The organism is Phenylobacterium sp., from assembly GCF_041920015.1.
Lineage (GTDB): Bacteria > Pseudomonadota > Alphaproteobacteria > Caulobacterales > Caulobacteraceae > Phenylobacterium.
In genome coordinates this window covers 1-17,539 of record NZ_JAYRST010000062.1, presented here as the reverse complement: position 1 = coordinate 17,539, position 17,539 = coordinate 1, and the positions used below count along the sequence as shown (strand labels likewise).

Here is a 17,539-nt window from a genome sequence, read left to right as displayed (position 1 = left end):
CGCGGAGAGCCGCGGCCGCGCGCGTCGTCCAGCCTGGCGTCCAGCGTCCCTTCCAGCCGCCCACCCTTGCCGGTAAGCGCCAGGGTTCCATCGGCGCGCCCGGTGAGGTCGGGGTTGAGCAGGCCAAGATTGAGCTGAGCAACCTCGGCCCGGATGTCGGCTACGTCCCCGGCCAGCCGACCGTCGAAGTCGATCCGGCCGCCGTCGCGTCCAGCCAGGCGCAGGCGCGCGGACTTCTCGCCGCCGCCGAACCGCAGCCGCGCCGTCTCCACGGTGCTCAGTTCGCGCCGGCCATAGCGGGCCGAACCGTCGAAGGTCAGTTGCTGCGCGCCCTTGTCCGGACTGAGCACCCCCTGCCCTTTCAGCGCCCAGCGATCGCTGGCCGACACGCCCTGGAGGTCGGCCTGGTACGGGAGGTTCGACAACGGCCCGTCGGCGGTGATGCGCCCGCTGCGCACCCCGATCTTCGCACCCGGCAAGATCGCGTCGTCAGCCACGAGATTGAGGGTCGCTCGCGGTCCGCCCGAGGCGTCCACGATCTTCACCGAACCGCCGATCGTGCCGCCGTCAAGGAAGGCGCCCTTCCGCACCCGCACGTTCAGATCCGCCGCCGACGGGGTGGCGCGACGCAGCGAGACCGATCCGGCCGCCGTCACGCCCCCAGCCTCGACCGCGAGGTCGGACAGATCGACCCCGCCCCGGGGAAAGGCGAAGGCGGCCTTCGCATTGGCAGGTCCATAGTCGCTGGCCGCAGCCAGGGTGACGACGCCGCTGGACCCGTCGCCGCGGCGCAGGAAGCTCAAGGTCAGCTTGGCCTGGCGGAGCGGCAGGCGCGGCAGGTCGATCGACTCGATATCGGCCAACAGGTCGGCGCGCGGACTGCTCAGCGTACCGGTGAGCGCGCCATCGCCGCTCGCCTTGCCGGTGACCTCCACGGGACCTGCGCGGAACGGTCCGGTGGCCGACCAGTCGAGCTTGAAGCGCAGCGCGCCGTCCGCTTCCATCACTCCGGCCGTCGAAGCCTTGATCGCGGTTCCTTCGAGGGTTCCGCGGGAGATCGAGACCTTGCGCCCATCGACCTCGCCTCGCGCCTCCAGGCGCGGTGAAGTCCCCAGCAGGCGGTCGAGCTCCGAGAACCCGGATGCGAAACGATCGCCCTTGGCGTCCAGCGACAACACCCAGGGCTTGCCTGCGCCGCCTTGGGTCGCGCTCCAGTCGGCCGTGGCGCCCCCCGATCCACCGATCCGGGCGGCGGCGAGGTTCGAAAATTGCGCCCGCCCCTTGAAATTCAATCCCCCCAGCAGGCTGCGCTGACCGCTGGCCGTGACCTTCAGGCCAGAGCCATTGGCGTCCACCTCGCGCAGCAAAAGCCGCCCGTCGGCCAGGCGCGCTGCATCGAAGGAAACGCTCGGCCGCGCGCCCAGCAAGGCGGCGGCGAAGCCCTCGCCCTTTCCGCCAGCGCCCACGATCTTGCCGTCGACCTCGATCGCCTTGTCCTTGCGGGTGATCGTGAAGGGGCCGGAGACACGGTCCAGGCCATAGCCGCCCAAGGCCAGCCGGGCGACATCGGCGGTTCCGGCGAAACGCAGATCGTCCGGCGATCCGCTCAACACGCCGTCCACGCGCCCCAGGCCCATGGAAGGCCCGCCCGTGACCTTGGAAAGCTCGCGGGCCACCAGGGAGATCGCCACCCCTTGCGGGCCGGCGCGCCGCGCGCCCAGATCGGCCTTCCCCTTCGCGGTCGCAGTCAGATTGGCGGAGGTGAGTTGGGCGGCGAGGTCGTACAACGCCCCGTCGGGGGCCTTGCCGCCAGAGATATCGAAGGCGACCTCCGGGCCGAGCCGCGCGACCAGGGGCTGGGTCAAGGTCGAGGCGGTCAACAGCAGCCGCCCTCGCGCCGAGCCGCCCGCCTTGGTCCATGCGCCGGACGCGTCGAGCGGCTTGATCTGGCCGCTGGTGGCGACGGCGATGAATCGCCCTTTGGAATCTTCGCCTTGTGCGTCGATCTTCAGGGCGAACGGCTGGTCTGTCGGCAGGCCAAGGCTGCCCGCCAATGCGCCGCCCTTGGCCTCCTCCGCGTCGGCCAGGACCAGCAGCGGCCGTCCGCCGCCTAAGGCGAATTTCGCGTCGAGATGATCGCCCGGATGCAGGACGCTGGCGGCCGACAGCGTCCCGCTCTGGCCGCCGTTGCGCCGCTGGACATCGATCTTGGCCCGCAGGTCATAGACGCCGTGCTGGCTGCTGAAGGCCGGCATGAATTCCACGCGCCCGCTGGCCTGTTCGATATTGATCGTGATCGGCAGCCCGGCGGATTCGGTCTTGGGCGTGAGCGTCGGCCGCCGATGCAGGATCACACGCTCGGCGACGATCGAATCGGCCTGAAAACGGCGCTGGAACAGGGCCGCATAGCTCCAGCGCAGGGCGAGGTTGCGCCCCTCTAGCCACACGCCCTTCTCATCGCTGATGGTCAGGCGCCGAACCGTGAAATCACGCCAGATATCGCCGCCCAGTCCCTCGATCCTCAGACGGCCGAAGCGGCCGATCTTGAGGCCGCTGGCCCGCGCCTCGACCAGCAGCCGGCCTTGCGGGACAAGGACGCCATAGCGCGCGGTCAGCACGGCTCCGCCCAGCACGACGGCCAGCACCGCGCAGGCGATGAGGATGAGTTTGGGCAAGGTCAGACGCCTGACGGTCTTGGCGGCCGTCTCGGCTACAGCCTCGAGCGGGGTCGGTGTCTCGCTCAAAAACTCTGCCCGATGCTGAGATAGATTTGAAACGCGGGGTCCCCCGTGCGGCGATCCAGAGGAATGGCGATATCCGCCCGGATCGGGCCGAAGCCAAGGTCGTAACGGACCCCGACGCCTGCGCCGGCGCTGAACTGGTCGCCGCTCGGGAAATCACCCGCCCCAACCGCGCCGGCGTCGACGAAGGCGACGACGCCCCAGTGTTCGCCGATCTTCTGCCGCAGCTCCAACGAGGTTTCGAAGAGAGAGGTTCCACCCACCGGAGTGTTGTCGGCATAGCGCGGGCCGATAGCCTGATAGGCGTAGCCGCGCACCGATCCCCCGCCCCCAGCGTAGAACCGCCGCGAGGCCGGCGCCTTGTCGATCGTAGCGCCCAACATCGAACCAAGCTTCACCCGCGCCGCGGCCACGGTCCGGGCCTTGGCGCCGAACGGAACGTACAGCGAGCCCTGGGTCTGGATCTTCAGATAGGCCAGGCTTTCGTCGCCCAGCAGATAGGTCGGCTCCAGGCGCAGCTCCAGACGCCAGCCGCGCTTGGGATCCAGCGGATCGTCCGAACGATCCAGCGCCCCCGCCGCCAGGCCGGCCACAGCGTAGACGTCCTGGCCGAGAGTGTTGAAATGGACCTGCTGATGCTCCTCGACCTTGCTGTAGTCGAGCGATCCGCCAAGGGTCAGATAGGACGTCTTGCCGAAACGCCGCTGGACGTCCATCCGCACCCCGGCGCCGCTTTCGTCATAGGCGTCGGTCTGCTTCATGTAGAAGCCGCCGCCTGCCTTGAGCGTCTGTTGCGGACGCCGCCAATGCGGCAGGGTCAGCTCAGCGCCCAGATTGCTGTCGATGGTCGAGGCTCGCGCCACCAGCGCCAGGGTGTCGGCTCGGCCCAGCACGTTGTAGCGCGTCCACCGCGCATCGGCCCCGAAGCCCTCGGTGTTCGAATAGCTGGCGCCGAGCTCCAGGGTGCGGGGCTTGCGGTCGGACAGGCTGACCAGGATCGGGCGCAGACCGTCAGGCCCTGTCTGATCCTTCGGCGCCAGCGAAACGGTGACGGAGTCGTAGACGCCCGTGTCGAGCAGCCTGCGCTCCAGTTCGCCCACGTCCTCGGGATCGTAGACTTCTCCCTGTCGCCAGGGCGCCAGATGCTCGAGCCAGGAAAGACGGCTTCGCCCCTGCTCGCCCACGACCTTGAGGCCATCCAGCCGGACAAGTTCGCCCGCGGCGATGCGATAGGTCGGCCGCACCGTGCGGTCGGCATGATCGACGACCACCTCCCGCGGTTCGGCGACGGCGTCGGCATAGCCGCGCTTCTGAGCGGCCGCCACGATACGGCCCTCGGCGTTGATAACGTCGACCGCGCGTCCTGGAGCACCCGTCGCAAGGCCCATGACCGCTTCGCCGGCGAGTTGGACCCCTTCGTCCGGGGCCGGCGCCAGCCACTGAATCTGCGGATCGGCGAGGGTGAAGCGCGGGCCCGGCGTCACGCGGACGATGGCGGTCGGCGGGTCGTCCTCCCCCACGTCCGGCGTGACCTCGTAGCCGTAGTAGCCCTCGGAGCGCAGGACGGCGATGGCGTTCTCGCCAGCTTCCCGGGCGCGCCGGCGCGCCTCGAAGCGATTGGAGATCGGCTTGTCGGTTTCTCCGACGGCGCGGGCGATCGATGCGCGCAGATCGGCTTTCAGGTCGCCTTCGATACTTGCGCGCGGTTGTTCCGCACGCGCGGCTCCCGCACCGAGGGCCGCCGTGGCGGCGACCGCGACGACCAATCGTCCCACGCCAGTCCTTTCGTTGCGCCCCCATCAGCGATGTAGCCCGCGTCGTGCGGGCCTGTCACCCATCCGATGCGCCGGACCGGCCATCGGCGCAGCGGCATATCTCAGGCCGGAAAGACATAGGCCCGGCTGACAGCCAGTTCCAGGCGCGCGCCGGGATGGATTCCGGCGGCGACCTGACGGGCGATAGCCGCTTCGATGCGCTGCCCGCCTTCCGTCGCGCCCTCGATTCTGACGACGGCGCCCTGGGGAGCGATGTGCTGCACCGTGATCGCCACGTCGCCCTTGCCCGCATCGGTCACCAGCAGTTCGTGCGGGCGCACGAAGGCCAGCGCTGGCCCGTCGCGCACCTCGCCGGCGCGCAGGGCGATGTCGTCGAGGGTGAAGCGCCCGCCCTTGGCCTGGCCGGCGAACCGGTTCGCCTCGCCCACGAAGCCGGCGACGAAGGCGCCGGCCGGCGCATCGTGCACCTCGTCCGGCGTACCGACCTGTTCGATCGCGCCCTGGTTCAGGATCGCGACCCGGTCTGCCAGCTCCAGCGCTTCCTCCTGGTCGTGGGTGACGAAGATGGTGGTGACGCCGGTCGCATCGTGGATGCGCCGCAGTTCCTTGCGCAGCGACCTTCTCACCGTGGCGTCGAGGGCGCCGAACGGTTCGTCCAGCAGCAACACGCTGGGATTGACCGCCAGCGCCCGGGCCAGGGCCACGCGCTGACGCTGGCCGCCGGAGAGCTGGGCCGGATAGCGCCCGCCCAGGCCGTCCAGCTCGACCAGGCGCAGCAACTCGGCGACGCGCGCGGCGATCTGCGCCTTGCCCGGCTTGGCCGCGCCCTTCCGCACATCGAGGCCGAAGGCGATGTTCTTGGCCACCGTCATGTGGCGGAACAGCGCGTATTGCTGGAAGACGAAGCCTACCCGTCGCTCCGCCGCGCCGGCGAAGGTCATGTCCTGGTCGCCGTAGAGAATCTGGCCGTCGTCGGGAAACTCAAGGCCCGCGATCACACGCAGCAAGGTCGTCTTGCCCGAACCTGAAGGTCCCAGCAGCGCCAGCAGTTCGCCGTCGGCGATCTCCAGGCTGACGCCGTTCAGCGCCGGATAGCGCCCGAAGGTCTTCTCCACCGATCGGATGGAAATCGTCATTCGCTTTAGGTCTCTCGATCAGTGACGGCCGGCGCGGGAGCGCGGCTGGGCGATCTCCAGCACAGTCTTCAGCACCAGGGTGACGACAGCCAGGAAGCACAGCAAGGCCGCAACGGCGAAGGCGCCGACATAGTCGTACTCGTTGTAAAGGATCTCGACATGCAGCGGCATGGTGTTGGTCAGGCCGCGGATATGGCCCGACACCACCGACACCGCCCCGAACTCGCCCATGGCGCGGGCGTTGCAGAGCAGCACGCCATAGAGCAGGCCCCAGCGGATGTTCGGCGCCGTCACGCTCCAGAAGGCGCGCAATCCCGAGGCGCCCATGGAAATCGCCGCCTCCTCCTCGTCCACTCCCTGCTCCTGCATCAGCGGGATCAGCTCACGCGCGACGAAGGGAAAGGTGACGAAGATGGTGGCCAGGACGATGCCCGGCACGGCGAAGACGATCTTGATGTCGTGATCCAGCAGCCAGGGGCCGAACCAGCCCTGCGCCCCGAACACCAGCACGTAGATCAGCCCGGCGACCACCGGCGAAACCGAAAACGGCAGGTCGATCAAGGTGATCAGGAACGACTTGCCGGGAAACTGGAATTTCGCCACCGCCCAGGAAGCGCAAAGCCCGAAAGCGACGTTGAACGGCACGGCGATGGCCGCAGTCAGCAGGGTCAGCTTGATCGCCGCCCGGGCGTCTTCCGTAGCGATGGCCTCCAGCGCCGCCGGCAGTCCCTTGCGCAGCGCCTCGAAGAACACCGAGACCAACGGCAGGATGAGGACGCCCGCCAGGAAGGTCGCGACCAGGGCCAGGATGACGATGCGCGCCCAGAGCGGGTCGGCCGTGGTGTTGGGCGAGCGACAGCTCATGCCGACAGCCTCCGGGCCCAGGCCTGCACGGCGTTGATCACGAAGAGCATGGCGAAGGAGACGACCAGCATCACCACCGCGATGGTGGCCGCCCCAGCATAGTCGTACTGCTCAAGCTCGATGACGATCAGCAGCGGCGCGATCTCCGACTTGTAGGGCATGTTGCCGGCGATGAAGATCACCGAGCCGTACTCCCCGACCGCGCGGGCGAAGGCCAGGGCGAAACCGGTCAGCCAGGCCGGGGCGAGCGCCGGAAGAATAATCCGTGCGATGGTGTCCAGCCGGCCCGCGCCAAGGCTGGCGGCGGCTTCCTCGACATCGGCCGAAAGGTCGCGCATCACCGGCTCGAGGGTGCGGACGATGAAAGGCAGGCCGATGAACGTCAGGGCGATCACGACGCCCAGCGGCGTATAGGCGATCTTCAGGCCCGCCGGCTCGGCCAGCGATCCGATCCAGCCGTTCGGCGCATAGAGCGTCGCCAGCGCAATCCCCGCGACCGCCGTCGGCAGGGCGAACGGCAAGTCGATGAGCCCGTTCACCAGGCCCTTCAGCGGAAACTCGTAGCGGACCAACGCCCAGGCGGTCAGCAGGCCGAATACGCCGTTGATCGCCGCGGCGATGAAAGCCGCGCCGAAAGACAGCCGATAGGCGGTCAGGGCCCGCTCATTGAAGGCTGCGTGCAGAAACTCTGCGGGCGACTGCTCGGCCGCCTTCAGGCCCACCGCCGTCAGGGGGATGAGGACGATCAGCGAAAGAGTCGCCAGTGTGAGGCCCATGGTGATCCCGAATCCGGGGATCGCCGAGCGCCTGTGGATCAGGGGTCGCCTTGGCTTGTCGCGGCTGTCGGCATAGGTCGCGGTCATCGTCACGGCCCCGGTTCATTCCGCTAAACGCCGTGCGTGGCGGTTCGCTGCATGTGGCTCACGGCCTCGCTAATTCCCATCGATCCGATGGACAATATAGTTTTTCTGAGCCCGCGGAGGGAAAGCCTGCATCGACCGGCGAAGCGGAAAGCTGCACTGGCGCTCTTGCCCCGACGAGGTCGCCCGAATATGTTCCGCGCCTCTTCGACCCGGCGCTCCTGCGTCGCGCGCGAGGGCCGGTAGCTCAGTGGTAGAGCATTCGACTTTTAATCGAATGGTCGTGAGTTCGAACCTCACCCGGCCTACCATCTTCCCAGCCTGATCGATCAAAGTCCCGATCCCTGGCGCGGGCCTCCGGCTCGCACTAGCATGAGGCCATGCGCCGTTACCTGCTTCCCCTTCCCGCGCTGCTGCTGGTCAGCGCCTGCGTCACCGGGCCGGCCGACGGTTCCGGCAAGATCCAGACCTCGTCCCAGGCCAAGCGCGAAAGCGTCCAGGGCGCGGTTTCGGCGCCGCTGCGCGACGTGAACCTGCTGCAGACCAAGATCCCGCCGGTGCTGCTCGAAGCCATGGCCGACCCTTACAAGCGCCCGCAACCGGCCACTTGCGCGGGAATCACCGATGCGGTGGTCCCGCTCAACAATGCGCTCGGCGCCGATCTCGACGAACCGGCCGTCGACGAAGACGACCTGATGTCCCAGGGCAAGGGCGCGGCTCTCGGCGCGGTCGCGGGCCTCGCCTCCGACGTCATTCCCTTCCGCGGCTGGGTTCGGAAACTCACGGGGGCCGAGCGTCACGACAGCCTCGTCCAGGCCGCGATCACGGCCGGCGGCGTGCGCCGCGCCTATCTGAAGGGCCTGGGCGAATCGCGCGGCTGCAAGCCGCCGGCCACGCCTTCTCACGTGCTGACCGGCTCGCCGGTCATCAACCAGGACCGAAAGCCCCGTTATCCGGTCCGCTGACGGGCCTTGAACTCGCGCCGGAACTGCTCGAACCGACCCTCGGCGATCGCCGCCCGCATCGCTGCGGTCAGGGCTTGGAAATGGGCGATGTTGTGCCAGGACAGCAGCACCTGCCCCAGGATCTCCTCGGCCTTCACCAGATGATGCAGGTAGGCCTTGGAATAGTGCGACGAGGCCGGGCAGTCGCTGGTCTCGTCGAGAGGGCTGTCGTCCTCGGCGAACCGGGCGTTCTTCAGATTGATCGCCCCCTCCCAGGTCCAAGCCTGGCCGTGCCGGCCCGAGCGGGTCGGCAGCACGCAGTCGAACATGTCGACGCCGCGGGCGACCGCCTCGACCAGGTCGATCGGCTTGCCCACCCCCATCAGGTAGCGCGGCCGGTCGGCCGGCAGCATGGCGGGCGCGTAGTCCAGCACCTCGCACATCGCCGCATGCCCCTCGCCCACGGCCAGGCCGCCCAGCGCATAGCCGTCGAAGCCGGTCTCGATCAGGCGCTCGGCCGACTCGCGGCGCAGATGCTCGAAGGTCGAACCCTGCTGGATGCCGAACAGGGCCTGGCGCTCGCGCTCGCCGAACGCCGCCTTCGAGCGCTGGCCCCAGCGCGCCGAGAGCCGCATGGCCTGCGCCGCCCGCGCCTCTTCCGCCGGCCAGGAGACGCACTCGTCCAACTGCATGACGATGTCCGACCCCAGCAAATCGGCCTGGATTTCGACCGACCGCTCGGGTGTCAGGATGTGCTTGGAGCCGTCGATATGGCTTTGGAACCGCACCGACTCCTCGGTGACCTTGGCGATCTTCGACAACGACATCACCTGGAAGCCGCCGGAATCGGTGAGGATCGGCCGCTCCCAGCGCATGAAGCGGTGCAGTCCGCCCAGCCGCGCCACCCGTTCGGCGGTCGGCCGCAACATCAGGTGATAGGTGTTGCCCAGGATGATATCCGCCCCCGTGGCGCGCACCTGGTCGACGGTCAGTGCTTTCACCGTGGCCGCAGTGCCCACCGGCATGAAGGCCGGGGTGCGGATGTCGCCGCGCGGGGTCTTCAGGATCCCGGTGCGCGCCGCGCCATCGGTCGCGGCGATCTCGAACGGGAATGCGCTCACGCGTCCGCCCTCCAAAGCAGGCTGGCGTCGCCGTAGGAATAGAAGCGGTAGCCCTTCGCGATCGCATGGGCGTAGGCCCCGCGCATGGTCTCCGCGCCGGCGAAAGCGCTGACCAGCATGAACAGGGTCGATTTGGGCAGGTGGAAGTTGGTCATCAGGCCGTCGGCGGCGCGGAAGCGATAGCCGGGCGTTATGAAGATCGACGTCTCGGCGGCGAACGGGCGGATCACGCCATCTTCTCGGGCGGCGCTCTCCAACAGCCGCAGCGAGGTGGTGCCGACGCAGACGATGCGTCCTCCAGCCGCCTTGGCCGCATTCAGCGCCTGCGCCGTCGCCGCATCGACCTCGCCATATTCGGCATGCATGCGGTGTTCCGACAGGTTTTCGGTCTTCACGGGCAAAAACGTGCCGGCGCCGACGTGCAAGGTCACGAACTGCAAGGTCACGCCCGTCGCCTGCAACTGCTCCAGCAGCCTGGGCGTAAAGTGCAGGCCGGCGGTGGGGGCCGCGACCGAGCCCCCCTCGTCGGCATAGACGGTCTGGTAGTCGGCGCGGTCCTGCTCGTCCTCGCCGCGCTTGGCGGCGATATAGGGCGGCAGCGGCATGGCGCCGCGCTCGCTGATCGCCGCGTCGAGATCTGGCCCTGCGAGATCGAAGGCCAGGGTGACTTCACCGCCCTCTCCTTTATCGACGACGGTAGCGTCCAGGGCGCCCAGCAGACAGGCCCTGTCCTGCATCTCTCCGAACAACACCCGGTCGCCCGGCGCCAGTTTCTTTCCCGGCTTCATGAACGCGGTCCAGCGCGAAGGCGACAGGCGTTTGTGCAGGGTCGCCTCGACCGCGACATTCGAAGCCTCGCGAATGCGCCGTCCCTTGAGCCGGGCCGGGATCACCTTCGTATCGTTGAGCACCAGCACGTCGCCGGCCCGCAGTTGCGCGGGCAGGTCTGCGACACTGAGATCTTCCAACGGACGTCCCGGCGTCACCAGCAACATCCGGGCGGCGTCGCGTGGGCTGACCGGCCGCAGGGCGATCCGGTCCTCAGGAAGTTCGAAATCGAAATCGGCGAGTTGCATGGGCGCGTTTGAAGCGCACGGGGCAAGCCAACCGTCAAGCATCCGGCGTATAGATCACCGCATGAGCCTGGCCGGATTCGTTACGCGCGGCGTCGCCCTCCCTGCCGGCCTGGCCTGCGCCGCGGCGGCTTTTCTGGCGCAGGGCGGCAGGTTCAGCGGCCACCTGGACATCCTAACGCACTTCGCACCGCTCTACCTGCTCGGCGGAACGATCGTGCTCGCCCTGGCGCTGCTCGACCGCCGGCCTCTTCGGCTTACGCTGGTGGGGGCGAGCGCGGTGCTCGCCAGCCTCGCTCTCATGGCGCCCGAACTCCTGAGCGCCTTGAAAGCCTCCTCAGCACCCCCGGAGCCGCCGTCCGCCCATACTGTGAAACTGGTGCAGTTCAACGCCGGCCGCGACAGCCAGAACCTCGAGGCGCGCATTCAATGGTTGCGCCAGGAAGATCCCGACGTGCTGGTGGTCGAGGATTCCCGCCCGGTATTCCAGACCATGGTGGCCAAGCAACTGGGCCGGCGCCAATCCTGCGGCATGACCTGCGAAATCTCGATCTTCACCCGTGAGGCGCCCCTGAAGGTGGAAAGCCCGCGCCGTGGACGAATCGGCCTTGGGCCGGCTGTGGCCGTGGCGCATCTGCAAGGCCCCGCAGGCCCCTATGCGGTGGTCGGAACCCACTATTCCTGGCCGACCGCAGTGAAGACGCATCGCGAGAACGGCCGCCGGATGCAGGAAATCCTGAAGCCTTTGCCGGCGCGGACCACGATCCTCATGGGCGACTTCAACTCCACGCCCTGGTCCTTCGCTCGCCGCCGCGACGACCGGGCCTTCGGCCTGGAGCGCCGCACACACGCCCTGCCCACCTGGCCCGCCAACGGCGTGTTCGGCCTTGCCTTCCTGCCGATCGACCATGTCTATGCCGGCGCAGGCTGGCGCACCGTTTCGGTGAGGCGCGGTCCCCGATTGGGATCGGACCACTATCCGATCGTCGTCACCCTGGCGCCGCGTTGAGGCCGCATGGAATTTGCTCGCTCGCTTCTGACTGCGTCGATGACCCTGGTGGCTCTGGTCTGCCTGGGCTGGGCTCTGGCTGCACACGGCGGGCGCTGGAGCGTCCGACTCGACGTGCTGACTCACTTCGCCCCGGTCATCCTGACCGTCGCGGTGCTGGTCGTCGTCTACGGGGCGCTGGTCGAGGCCGGAACCGCTCGTCTGGCGCTCCTGGCGATCGGAGGCGCGGCGACCCTGGCCGCCGCCTTGCTTGTCGCACCAGAATATATGCGGCCCGCCAGCGCGCCTGCGGCCGTCGGCGCGCCTGAGCAGATGACCCTGATCCAGTTCAACGCCTGGGGCCGAAACCTCGAGCTGGACGCCACGGTCTCCTGGTTGAAGGCCCAATCGCCCGACATCCTGGTCGTGGAGGAAGCCAGCCGGATCGCTCCAAAGCTCAAGGCCGCGCTTCCCGGCTATCATGTGAGCTGCGGCGCCTGCAGCGTGATGATCTTCTCCAAGGCGCAGCCGATCGCCGAAGCCATCCCGGTCTTCCCGGCCGACGGGCGACTGCGCCCGCCGATCGCCGCCGCCACCTTCCGGGATCGGCATGGCGACTACACGGTCTTCGGCACGCACTACGTCTGGCCGGTCCATGGCGGCTGGCAACAGGCTCAAGGCCGGCTGATCGCCAAGATGCTTCATCGCGTACCGCGGGACCGGCTGATCCTGTCAGGTGATTTCAACTCGACCCCGTGGTCGTTCTCGCGCCGCCGGGAGGATGCGGCCTTCGGACTGGAGCGGCGTACGCGCGGGGTGTTCTCCTGGCCCGCCGGCAAGTTTCCCAAGCTTGGCATCAACGCCCCGTTCCCGCTGCTGCCGATCGATCACGTCTATGCCGGTCCCGGCTGGCGCACCGTAAGGGTGGAACGCGGCCCGCGGTTGGGATCGGACCATTATCCAGTGATCGTGACCTTGGCCGTCTCACCCAAGGCGGCTGCGGGCCCGGCGTAGCGCCTCGCGCAACCTGGACCGTTCCTCCGCGTACCGGGTTTCCAGCTCGCGCCGGCGCGCCTCCAGTTCCCGACGTTCCTCTTCAAGGGCGGCCAGGGCGGCTTCGAAAGCCGCAGCCTGCGTGGTCAACTGGGCCTCGAGGGCCTTCACCGCCTCGATCTGAACTGGAGTTGGGCGTTTGGGCCGCCGCTGCGCCTTGGCAGGCGCCTTTACCGGCCGGATCTGACGCGGGCGCCGCAAGACCTCGCCGGGCGCGCTCAACGCCGCCTCGACCAGGCCGGGATCGTCGGTTTCATAGGCCCCGCCGCTGGCGAACAGGTCCTGGCGGGCGCCCCAGGCCGCCAGCGCCTTGGCCCTGGAACTGACGGCCACGACGTAGTCGGTGAAGCCGTCGCTGGTCACGAACACCTTCAACCGAGGGGCCATGCTCGTCGTCCTCAAGCCAGGGAGGCCAACTCCCGCGCAAGGTTCTCCCGCGCCTGCGGCTCCAGCCATTCGCGGAAGGCCGGATCGGGAAAGATAACCGACGCGTCGAGAAAGCGTTGCAGCACGCCAGCCCGGCCAGTCCGCCACAGATCGTCGGGGACGTGCGCATACTCCTCGCGCACCGCTTGCGCATAGGCGTCGTAGCGCGCGGCCGGAGCCCCCAGGATCGACAGGTCGATGGAAACCAGGATCTCTCCCAAGCGATCGCCCTCCTCCACCTGATGGCCAGCGGTCAGCCGGATCAGGCGGGCGACCTCGTCGCGGGCGTGAATCGAAACGCCGTCGACAGCACGCAACGCCGCCTTGGCGAGATCCGCGCTCCTGGCCTCGTTGTCCGACGCCTTCGGATCGTAGACCGCGTCATGCCACCAGACCGCATAGGTCAGGATCTGGCGCTCGGTGTCAGTCAGGTCCGGAACCTTCTCGAGCAGCGCCAGGCACTGCTCGATATGGGCTCTGGTATGGTAGCGGCGATGCGGCTGCGCATACGCCGCTTCCAGTTCTGGGGTCACGCGACGTCGGCGGCTACGCGGGCCGAGACGATCTTGCCCGGGCTGCGCGGCGGCTCGCCCTTCGGCAGAGAATCGACCGCCTCCATGCCTTCGACCACCTCGCCCCAGACGGTGTACTGGCCGTCCAGGAAGGTCGCGTCGTCGAAGCAGATGAAGAACTGGCTGTTGGCCGAATGCGGCGCCGAGGTGCGCGCCATCGAGCAGACGCCGCGCACGTGCGGCTCGCGCGAGAACTCGGCCTTGAGGTTCGGCTTGTCCGATCCGCCGGACCCGGTGCCGGTCGGGTCGCCGCCCTGGGCCATGAAGCCGTCGATCACCCGATGGAAGACGACGCCGTCATAAAAGCCCTCGCGCGTCAGCTCCTTGATCCGTTCCACGTGGCCAGGAGCCAGGTCGGGGCGAAGTTTGATCGTCACCGGACCCGTATCCAGGGTCAGAATGAGGGTGTTTTCCGGGTCCATTACTTCACCTCCGATGGAATTCTGATCTCGCATGCCGTGAAGTCCGCGCCCATGCGGCTGCGGACGCTGGCGATCTCGGCCTTGAACCAGGCGCTGCCCGGGTCGATCACGCGGACCTTGGGACGCTCGGCGGCGGGGATATCGGCCAGGATGCGGACCTTGTCCATCTTATCCTGCGGTGCAGCCACCGGCTCGCCCACCTTGATCGCCCGCACGACGTCGAGGCCGGCGATCACCCGCCCCCAGCCGGTGTAGCGCTTTTCGAGCGACGGATAGGCGTAGCGCATCAGGAAGAACTGGCTATTTGCGCTATCGGGGTCCTGGGCGCGGGCCATGGCCGCAACGCCGGGACAATAGAGCGGCCAGGCCGAAATCTTGCCGTCGGCGGTCATGGCCATCAGCATCGGGCTCTGGCTCATCACCGGGACGGACTTGATGAAGCCCACCTGGCTGACGTTCTGATCGGCCGCCTGCACGAAGCCGCTGTCCTGGCCCAGGCGGAACAGGAATTCCTGGGCGAGGTCCGGCTTGTCGCTGCCGCCGGTCCCGTCGTCCTGGGGATCGCCGGTCTGGTCCATGAAATTGTCGATGACGCGGAAGAACGCCCGGCCGTCATAGAAGCCCGAGCGGGTCAGTTCCTTGAGGCGCTGGACGTGAGCGGGCGCGATCTCGGGCAGCATCTCGACGATGATGCGCCCCTTGTTGGTGTCGATGACCAGCACGTCGTCCGGATTAGGCGTGCGCCAGTCTCCAGCCCCCGGCTGGGCTGGAGCTGCGGGCGCCGCCGCAGCCGCGGCGGGGGCCTGCTTCTGGGCGAGTGCGGGGCTTGCAACTGCAAGAGCGGCCGCAGCGAGGAGAACGGTTCGAATCATGCGCCCCTCGTAATGGTCGCCGGGCCGAACCGCCAGCCCCGGTTCGCCGATCAGGCGCGCCCGACCTTGGCCATCAGCGCGTCCTTGATCGTCGGGCTGACGAACTTGCCGATGTCGCCGCCGAGCATGGCGATTTCCTTGACCAGCTTGGACGAGATCGCCTGGTGGCGAGGATCGGCCATCAGGAACACCGTCTCGACCTCGCGGTCGAGCTGCTGGTTCATAGCGGTCATCTGAAATTCGTATTCGAAGTCGGCGACGGCGCGCAGGCCGCGAACGATCACCTGGGCGCCGATCTGCCGGGCGTAGTGCATCAGGAGCCCTTCGAAGGGCTGCACGACGATCTCGGCGCGGTCGGAGAGATGCGCCGTCGCCTCCCGCAGGATCGCCACGCGTTCCTCGAGCTCGAACAGAGGGCCCTTGCCGACATTGATCGCGACGCCGATCACCAGCTTGTCCACCAGCTTCACCGCCCGGCCGATAATGTCGGTATGGCCGTTGTGGATCGGGTCAAAGGTTCCCGGATAAAGCCCCACACGCGTCATTCGACGTCTCCCCCCTGTTGCGGTGCAACAGGATTTCACCGCGGCTGGCGACGAAAGCAAGTCAAAATCCGTCACGCAACCGCCGGTTAAACCGGCAGTTGCAAGCCTTGACTATTCGGCGGCGTCTTCGTCGAGCTCGGCTCCATCCTCGCCGTCCTCGCCGCCCTGGCCCTCGAGCCGCTCGACGGAGACCACATGCTCCTCGCGGCTGGTGCGGAAGATCATCACCCCGGAGGTGTTGCGGCCGACCATGCGCACCTGGTTCACCGGCGTGCGGATCAATTGGCCCTGGTCGGTCACCAGCAGGATCTCATCGTCTTCCTCGACCGGGAACGAAGCGGCCAGGCGACCGCCCTTCTTGGTCAGGTCCTGGGCCAGCAGCCCCTGCCCGCCGCGGCCCGTGCGCCGGAACTCGTAGGCCGAGGTCCGCTTGCCGAAACCTTCGGTCGATACGGTGAGCAGCACTTCTTCGGCCGCGCCCAGCTCGGCGATCCGCTCCACGCTGAGGGTGACGTCGCCCTCGGCCTCGTCGTCGTCGGAGGGAGCAGCTTCCTCGACCTCGTCGCCGGTCGCCCGCCGCATGGCGTTGGCGTGCTTCACATAGGCGGCCCGTTCGGCGGGACTGGCCTCGACCGAACGCAGCACGGCCATGGAGATCACGCTGTCGCTGTCGGCCAGGCGGATGCCTCGCACGCCGGTCGAATCACGGCCGGCGAACACCCGCACCTCTTCGGTGGCGAACCGGATGCAGCGGCCGAGCGCGGTGGTCAGCAGGATATCGTTCTGCTGGGCGTTGCACAGGCCGACGCCGATGATCGCATCGCCGTCGTCCAGCTTCATGGCGATCTTGCCGTTGCGCTTGATGCCCTGGAAGTCGCTCAGCTTGTTGCGGCGGACGTGGCCGGACCGCGTCGCGAACATCACGTCGTACTGGCCCCAGGCGCCCTCGTCCTCGGGCAAGGGCAGGATCGAGGTGATGCTCTCGCCCGGCTCGATCGGCAGCAGGTTGATGAACGCCTTGCCGCGCGAGGTCGGCGTGCCGACCGGCAGGCGCCAGACCTTGAGCTGATAGACCTTGCCGCCCGAGGAGAAGAACAGCATCGGCGTATGGGTGCTGGCCGAGAAGACGCGGGTCACCGCATCCTCGTCCTTGGTCGACATGCCCGAGCGGCCCTTGCCGCCCCGGTGCTGGGTCCGATAGGTCGCCAGCGGCGTGCGCTTCACATAGCCGCCGTGGGTGACGGTGATGACCATCTCCTCGCGGGCGATCAGGTCCTCATCCTCGACGTCGGCGTCGCCGTCGACGATCTGGGTGCGGCGCGGTACGGCGAAGGCGTCCTTCACCTCGACCAGTTCCTCGCGGACGATAGCCATCACGTTCTCGCGCGACGACAGGATGGTCAGGTGGCCCTGGATGGTGTCGGCCAGCGCGCGCGCCTCGCCGAAGATCTCGTCGCGGCCAAGGCCGGTCAAGCGCGACAGGGTGAGGGCGAGGATGGCGCGAGCCTGTTCCTCGGTCAGGTGGATCTTGCTTTCCTCGATCACCACCGTGCGCGGGTCGGCGATCAGTTCGACCAGTGGCATCATGTCGCCGGTCGGCCAATGGCGGGCCACCAGGCGCTCGCGCGCCTCGGCCGGGTCCTTGGACGAGCGGATGATGTGGATGAACTCGTCGATATTGGCGACGGCGATGGCCAGACCGACCAGCACGTGACCGCGGTCGCGCGCCTTGGAGAGCTCGAACTTCACGCGCCGGACAACGACTTCCTCGCGGAAATCGACGAAGGCGGCAACCAGTTCGCGCAGGTTCATCTCCCGCGGACGGCCGCGGTCGAGCGCCAGCATGTTCACCGCGAACGACGATTGCAGCGGCGTGTAGCGATAGAGCTGGTTGAGGACGACGTCGGGGGACGCCTCGCGCTTCATCTCGATGACCACGCGCATGCCGTCGCGGTCGCTTTCGTCGCGCAGATCGGCGACGCCCTCGATCTTCTTCTCGCGCACCAGTTCGGCGATGCGCTCGACCATCGCAGCCTTGTTCACCTGATAGGGAATCTCGGTGATGACGATGGCTTCGCGATCCTTGCGGATTTCCTGGATGTCCGCCTTGCCGCGCACGATCACCGAGCCGCGGCCGCTGGCCAGGG

General features: G+C 68.0%; 15 protein-coding genes, 1 tRNA gene and 1 pseudogene. 4 read left to right on the top strand and 13 right to left on the bottom strand.

What is annotated here, in order from left to right:
- From ACE3TL_RS12640 to cysT, 5 genes and pseudogenes are all read right to left on the bottom strand, one after another.
- Positions 1–2,744 (bottom strand): annotated as a pseudogene (locus ACE3TL_RS12640) (translocation/assembly module TamB); the annotation flags it as partial.
- On the bottom strand, positions 2,741–4,516 hold the full coding sequence (locus ACE3TL_RS12635; RefSeq protein ID WP_374579043.1) for an autotransporter assembly complex family protein: 1,776 nt from the start codon (positions 4,514–4,516) through the stop codon (positions 2,741–2,743). The pseudogene ACE3TL_RS12640 and the gene ACE3TL_RS12635, both read right to left, overlap by 4 nt.
- A gap of 101 nt (positions 4,517–4,617) precedes the next feature.
- Positions 4,618–5,652, bottom strand: coding sequence for a sulfate/molybdate ABC transporter ATP-binding protein (locus ACE3TL_RS12630; RefSeq protein WP_374579042.1), 1,035 nt, complete (start codon positions 5,650–5,652; stop codon positions 4,618–4,620).
- A gap of 18 nt (positions 5,653–5,670) precedes the next feature.
- A complete protein-coding gene (gene cysW, locus ACE3TL_RS12625; RefSeq protein WP_374579041.1) occupies positions 5,671–6,516 on the bottom strand; it encodes a sulfate ABC transporter permease subunit CysW in 846 nt (281 codons plus the stop codon).
- Positions 6,513–7,379, bottom strand: a complete 867-nt coding sequence (gene cysT, locus ACE3TL_RS12620; protein WP_374579044.1) for a sulfate ABC transporter permease subunit CysT — start codon at positions 7,377–7,379, stop codon at positions 6,513–6,515. Before cysT ends, cysW begins: the two co-directional genes overlap by 4 nt.
- A 233-nt stretch (positions 7,380–7,612) precedes the next feature.
- Between cysT and ACE3TL_RS12615 the strand changes: the two genes are divergently transcribed.
- Positions 7,613–7,687 (top strand) — tRNA-Lys (locus tag ACE3TL_RS12615).
- A 69-nt stretch (positions 7,688–7,756) separates the two neighbouring features.
- Positions 7,757–8,341: a hypothetical protein gene (locus tag ACE3TL_RS12610; protein ID WP_374579040.1), complete on the top strand. Its 585-nt coding sequence runs from the start codon at positions 7,757–7,759 to the stop codon at positions 8,339–8,341.
- Here ACE3TL_RS12610 and tgt read toward each other — a convergent pair.
- A complete protein-coding gene (tgt, locus tag ACE3TL_RS12605) occupies positions 8,326–9,441 on the bottom strand; it encodes a tRNA guanosine(34) transglycosylase Tgt (RefSeq protein ID WP_374579039.1) in 1,116 nt (371 codons plus the stop codon). The two genes, ACE3TL_RS12610 and tgt, sit on opposite strands and share 16 nt — an antisense overlap.
- The gene (gene queA, locus ACE3TL_RS12600; RefSeq protein ID WP_374579038.1) at positions 9,438–10,517 is read right to left on the bottom strand and encodes a tRNA preQ1(34) S-adenosylmethionine ribosyltransferase-isomerase QueA; all 1,080 of its coding nucleotides are present in this window, start codon (positions 10,515–10,517) and stop codon (positions 9,438–9,440) included. The genes tgt and queA overlap by 4 nt, the downstream gene beginning before the upstream one ends.
- A gap of 61 nt (positions 10,518–10,578) precedes the next feature.
- Here queA and ACE3TL_RS12595 point away from each other — a divergent pair, with 61 nt between their 5' ends.
- On the top strand, positions 10,579–11,523 hold the full coding sequence (locus ACE3TL_RS12595) for an endonuclease/exonuclease/phosphatase family protein (RefSeq protein WP_374579037.1): 945 nt from the start codon (positions 10,579–10,581) through the stop codon (positions 11,521–11,523).
- 39 nt (positions 11,524–11,562) lie between these two features.
- Positions 11,563–12,516: an endonuclease/exonuclease/phosphatase family protein gene (locus tag ACE3TL_RS12590; protein ID WP_374579036.1), complete on the top strand. Its 954-nt coding sequence runs from the start codon at positions 11,563–11,565 to the stop codon at positions 12,514–12,516.
- Here ACE3TL_RS12590 and ACE3TL_RS12585 read toward each other — a convergent pair.
- The 6 genes from ACE3TL_RS12585 to ACE3TL_RS12560 all read right to left on the bottom strand — a co-directional run.
- Positions 12,487–12,942 carry a hypothetical protein gene (locus tag ACE3TL_RS12585; RefSeq protein ID WP_374579035.1) on the bottom strand — a complete coding sequence of 152 codons (456 nt, stop codon included), beginning with the start codon at positions 12,940–12,942 and terminating at the stop codon, positions 12,487–12,489. The genes ACE3TL_RS12590 and ACE3TL_RS12585 overlap by 30 nt on opposite strands.
- Before the next feature lie 11 nt (positions 12,943–12,953).
- The gene (locus tag ACE3TL_RS12580) at positions 12,954–13,514 is read right to left on the bottom strand and encodes a phosphohydrolase (RefSeq protein WP_374579034.1); all 561 of its coding nucleotides are present in this window, start codon (positions 13,512–13,514) and stop codon (positions 12,954–12,956) included.
- Positions 13,511–13,975, bottom strand: a complete 465-nt coding sequence (locus ACE3TL_RS12575) for a peptidylprolyl isomerase (RefSeq protein ID WP_374579033.1) — start codon at positions 13,973–13,975, stop codon at positions 13,511–13,513. The genes ACE3TL_RS12580 and ACE3TL_RS12575 overlap by 4 nt, the downstream gene beginning before the upstream one ends.
- The gene (locus tag ACE3TL_RS12570) at positions 13,975–14,847 is read right to left on the bottom strand and encodes a peptidylprolyl isomerase (protein WP_374579032.1); all 873 of its coding nucleotides are present in this window, start codon (positions 14,845–14,847) and stop codon (positions 13,975–13,977) included. Before ACE3TL_RS12570 ends, ACE3TL_RS12575 begins: the two co-directional genes overlap by 1 nt.
- Before the next feature lie 50 nt (positions 14,848–14,897).
- Positions 14,898–15,392, bottom strand: a complete 495-nt coding sequence (coaD, locus tag ACE3TL_RS12565) for a pantetheine-phosphate adenylyltransferase (RefSeq protein WP_374579031.1) — start codon at positions 15,390–15,392, stop codon at positions 14,898–14,900.
- Between the two features lie 111 nt (positions 15,393–15,503).
- Positions 15,504–17,539, bottom strand: a 2,036-nt coding sequence (locus ACE3TL_RS12560; protein ID WP_374579030.1) for a DNA gyrase C-terminal beta-propeller domain-containing protein, incomplete at its 5' end; no start/stop codon positions are given.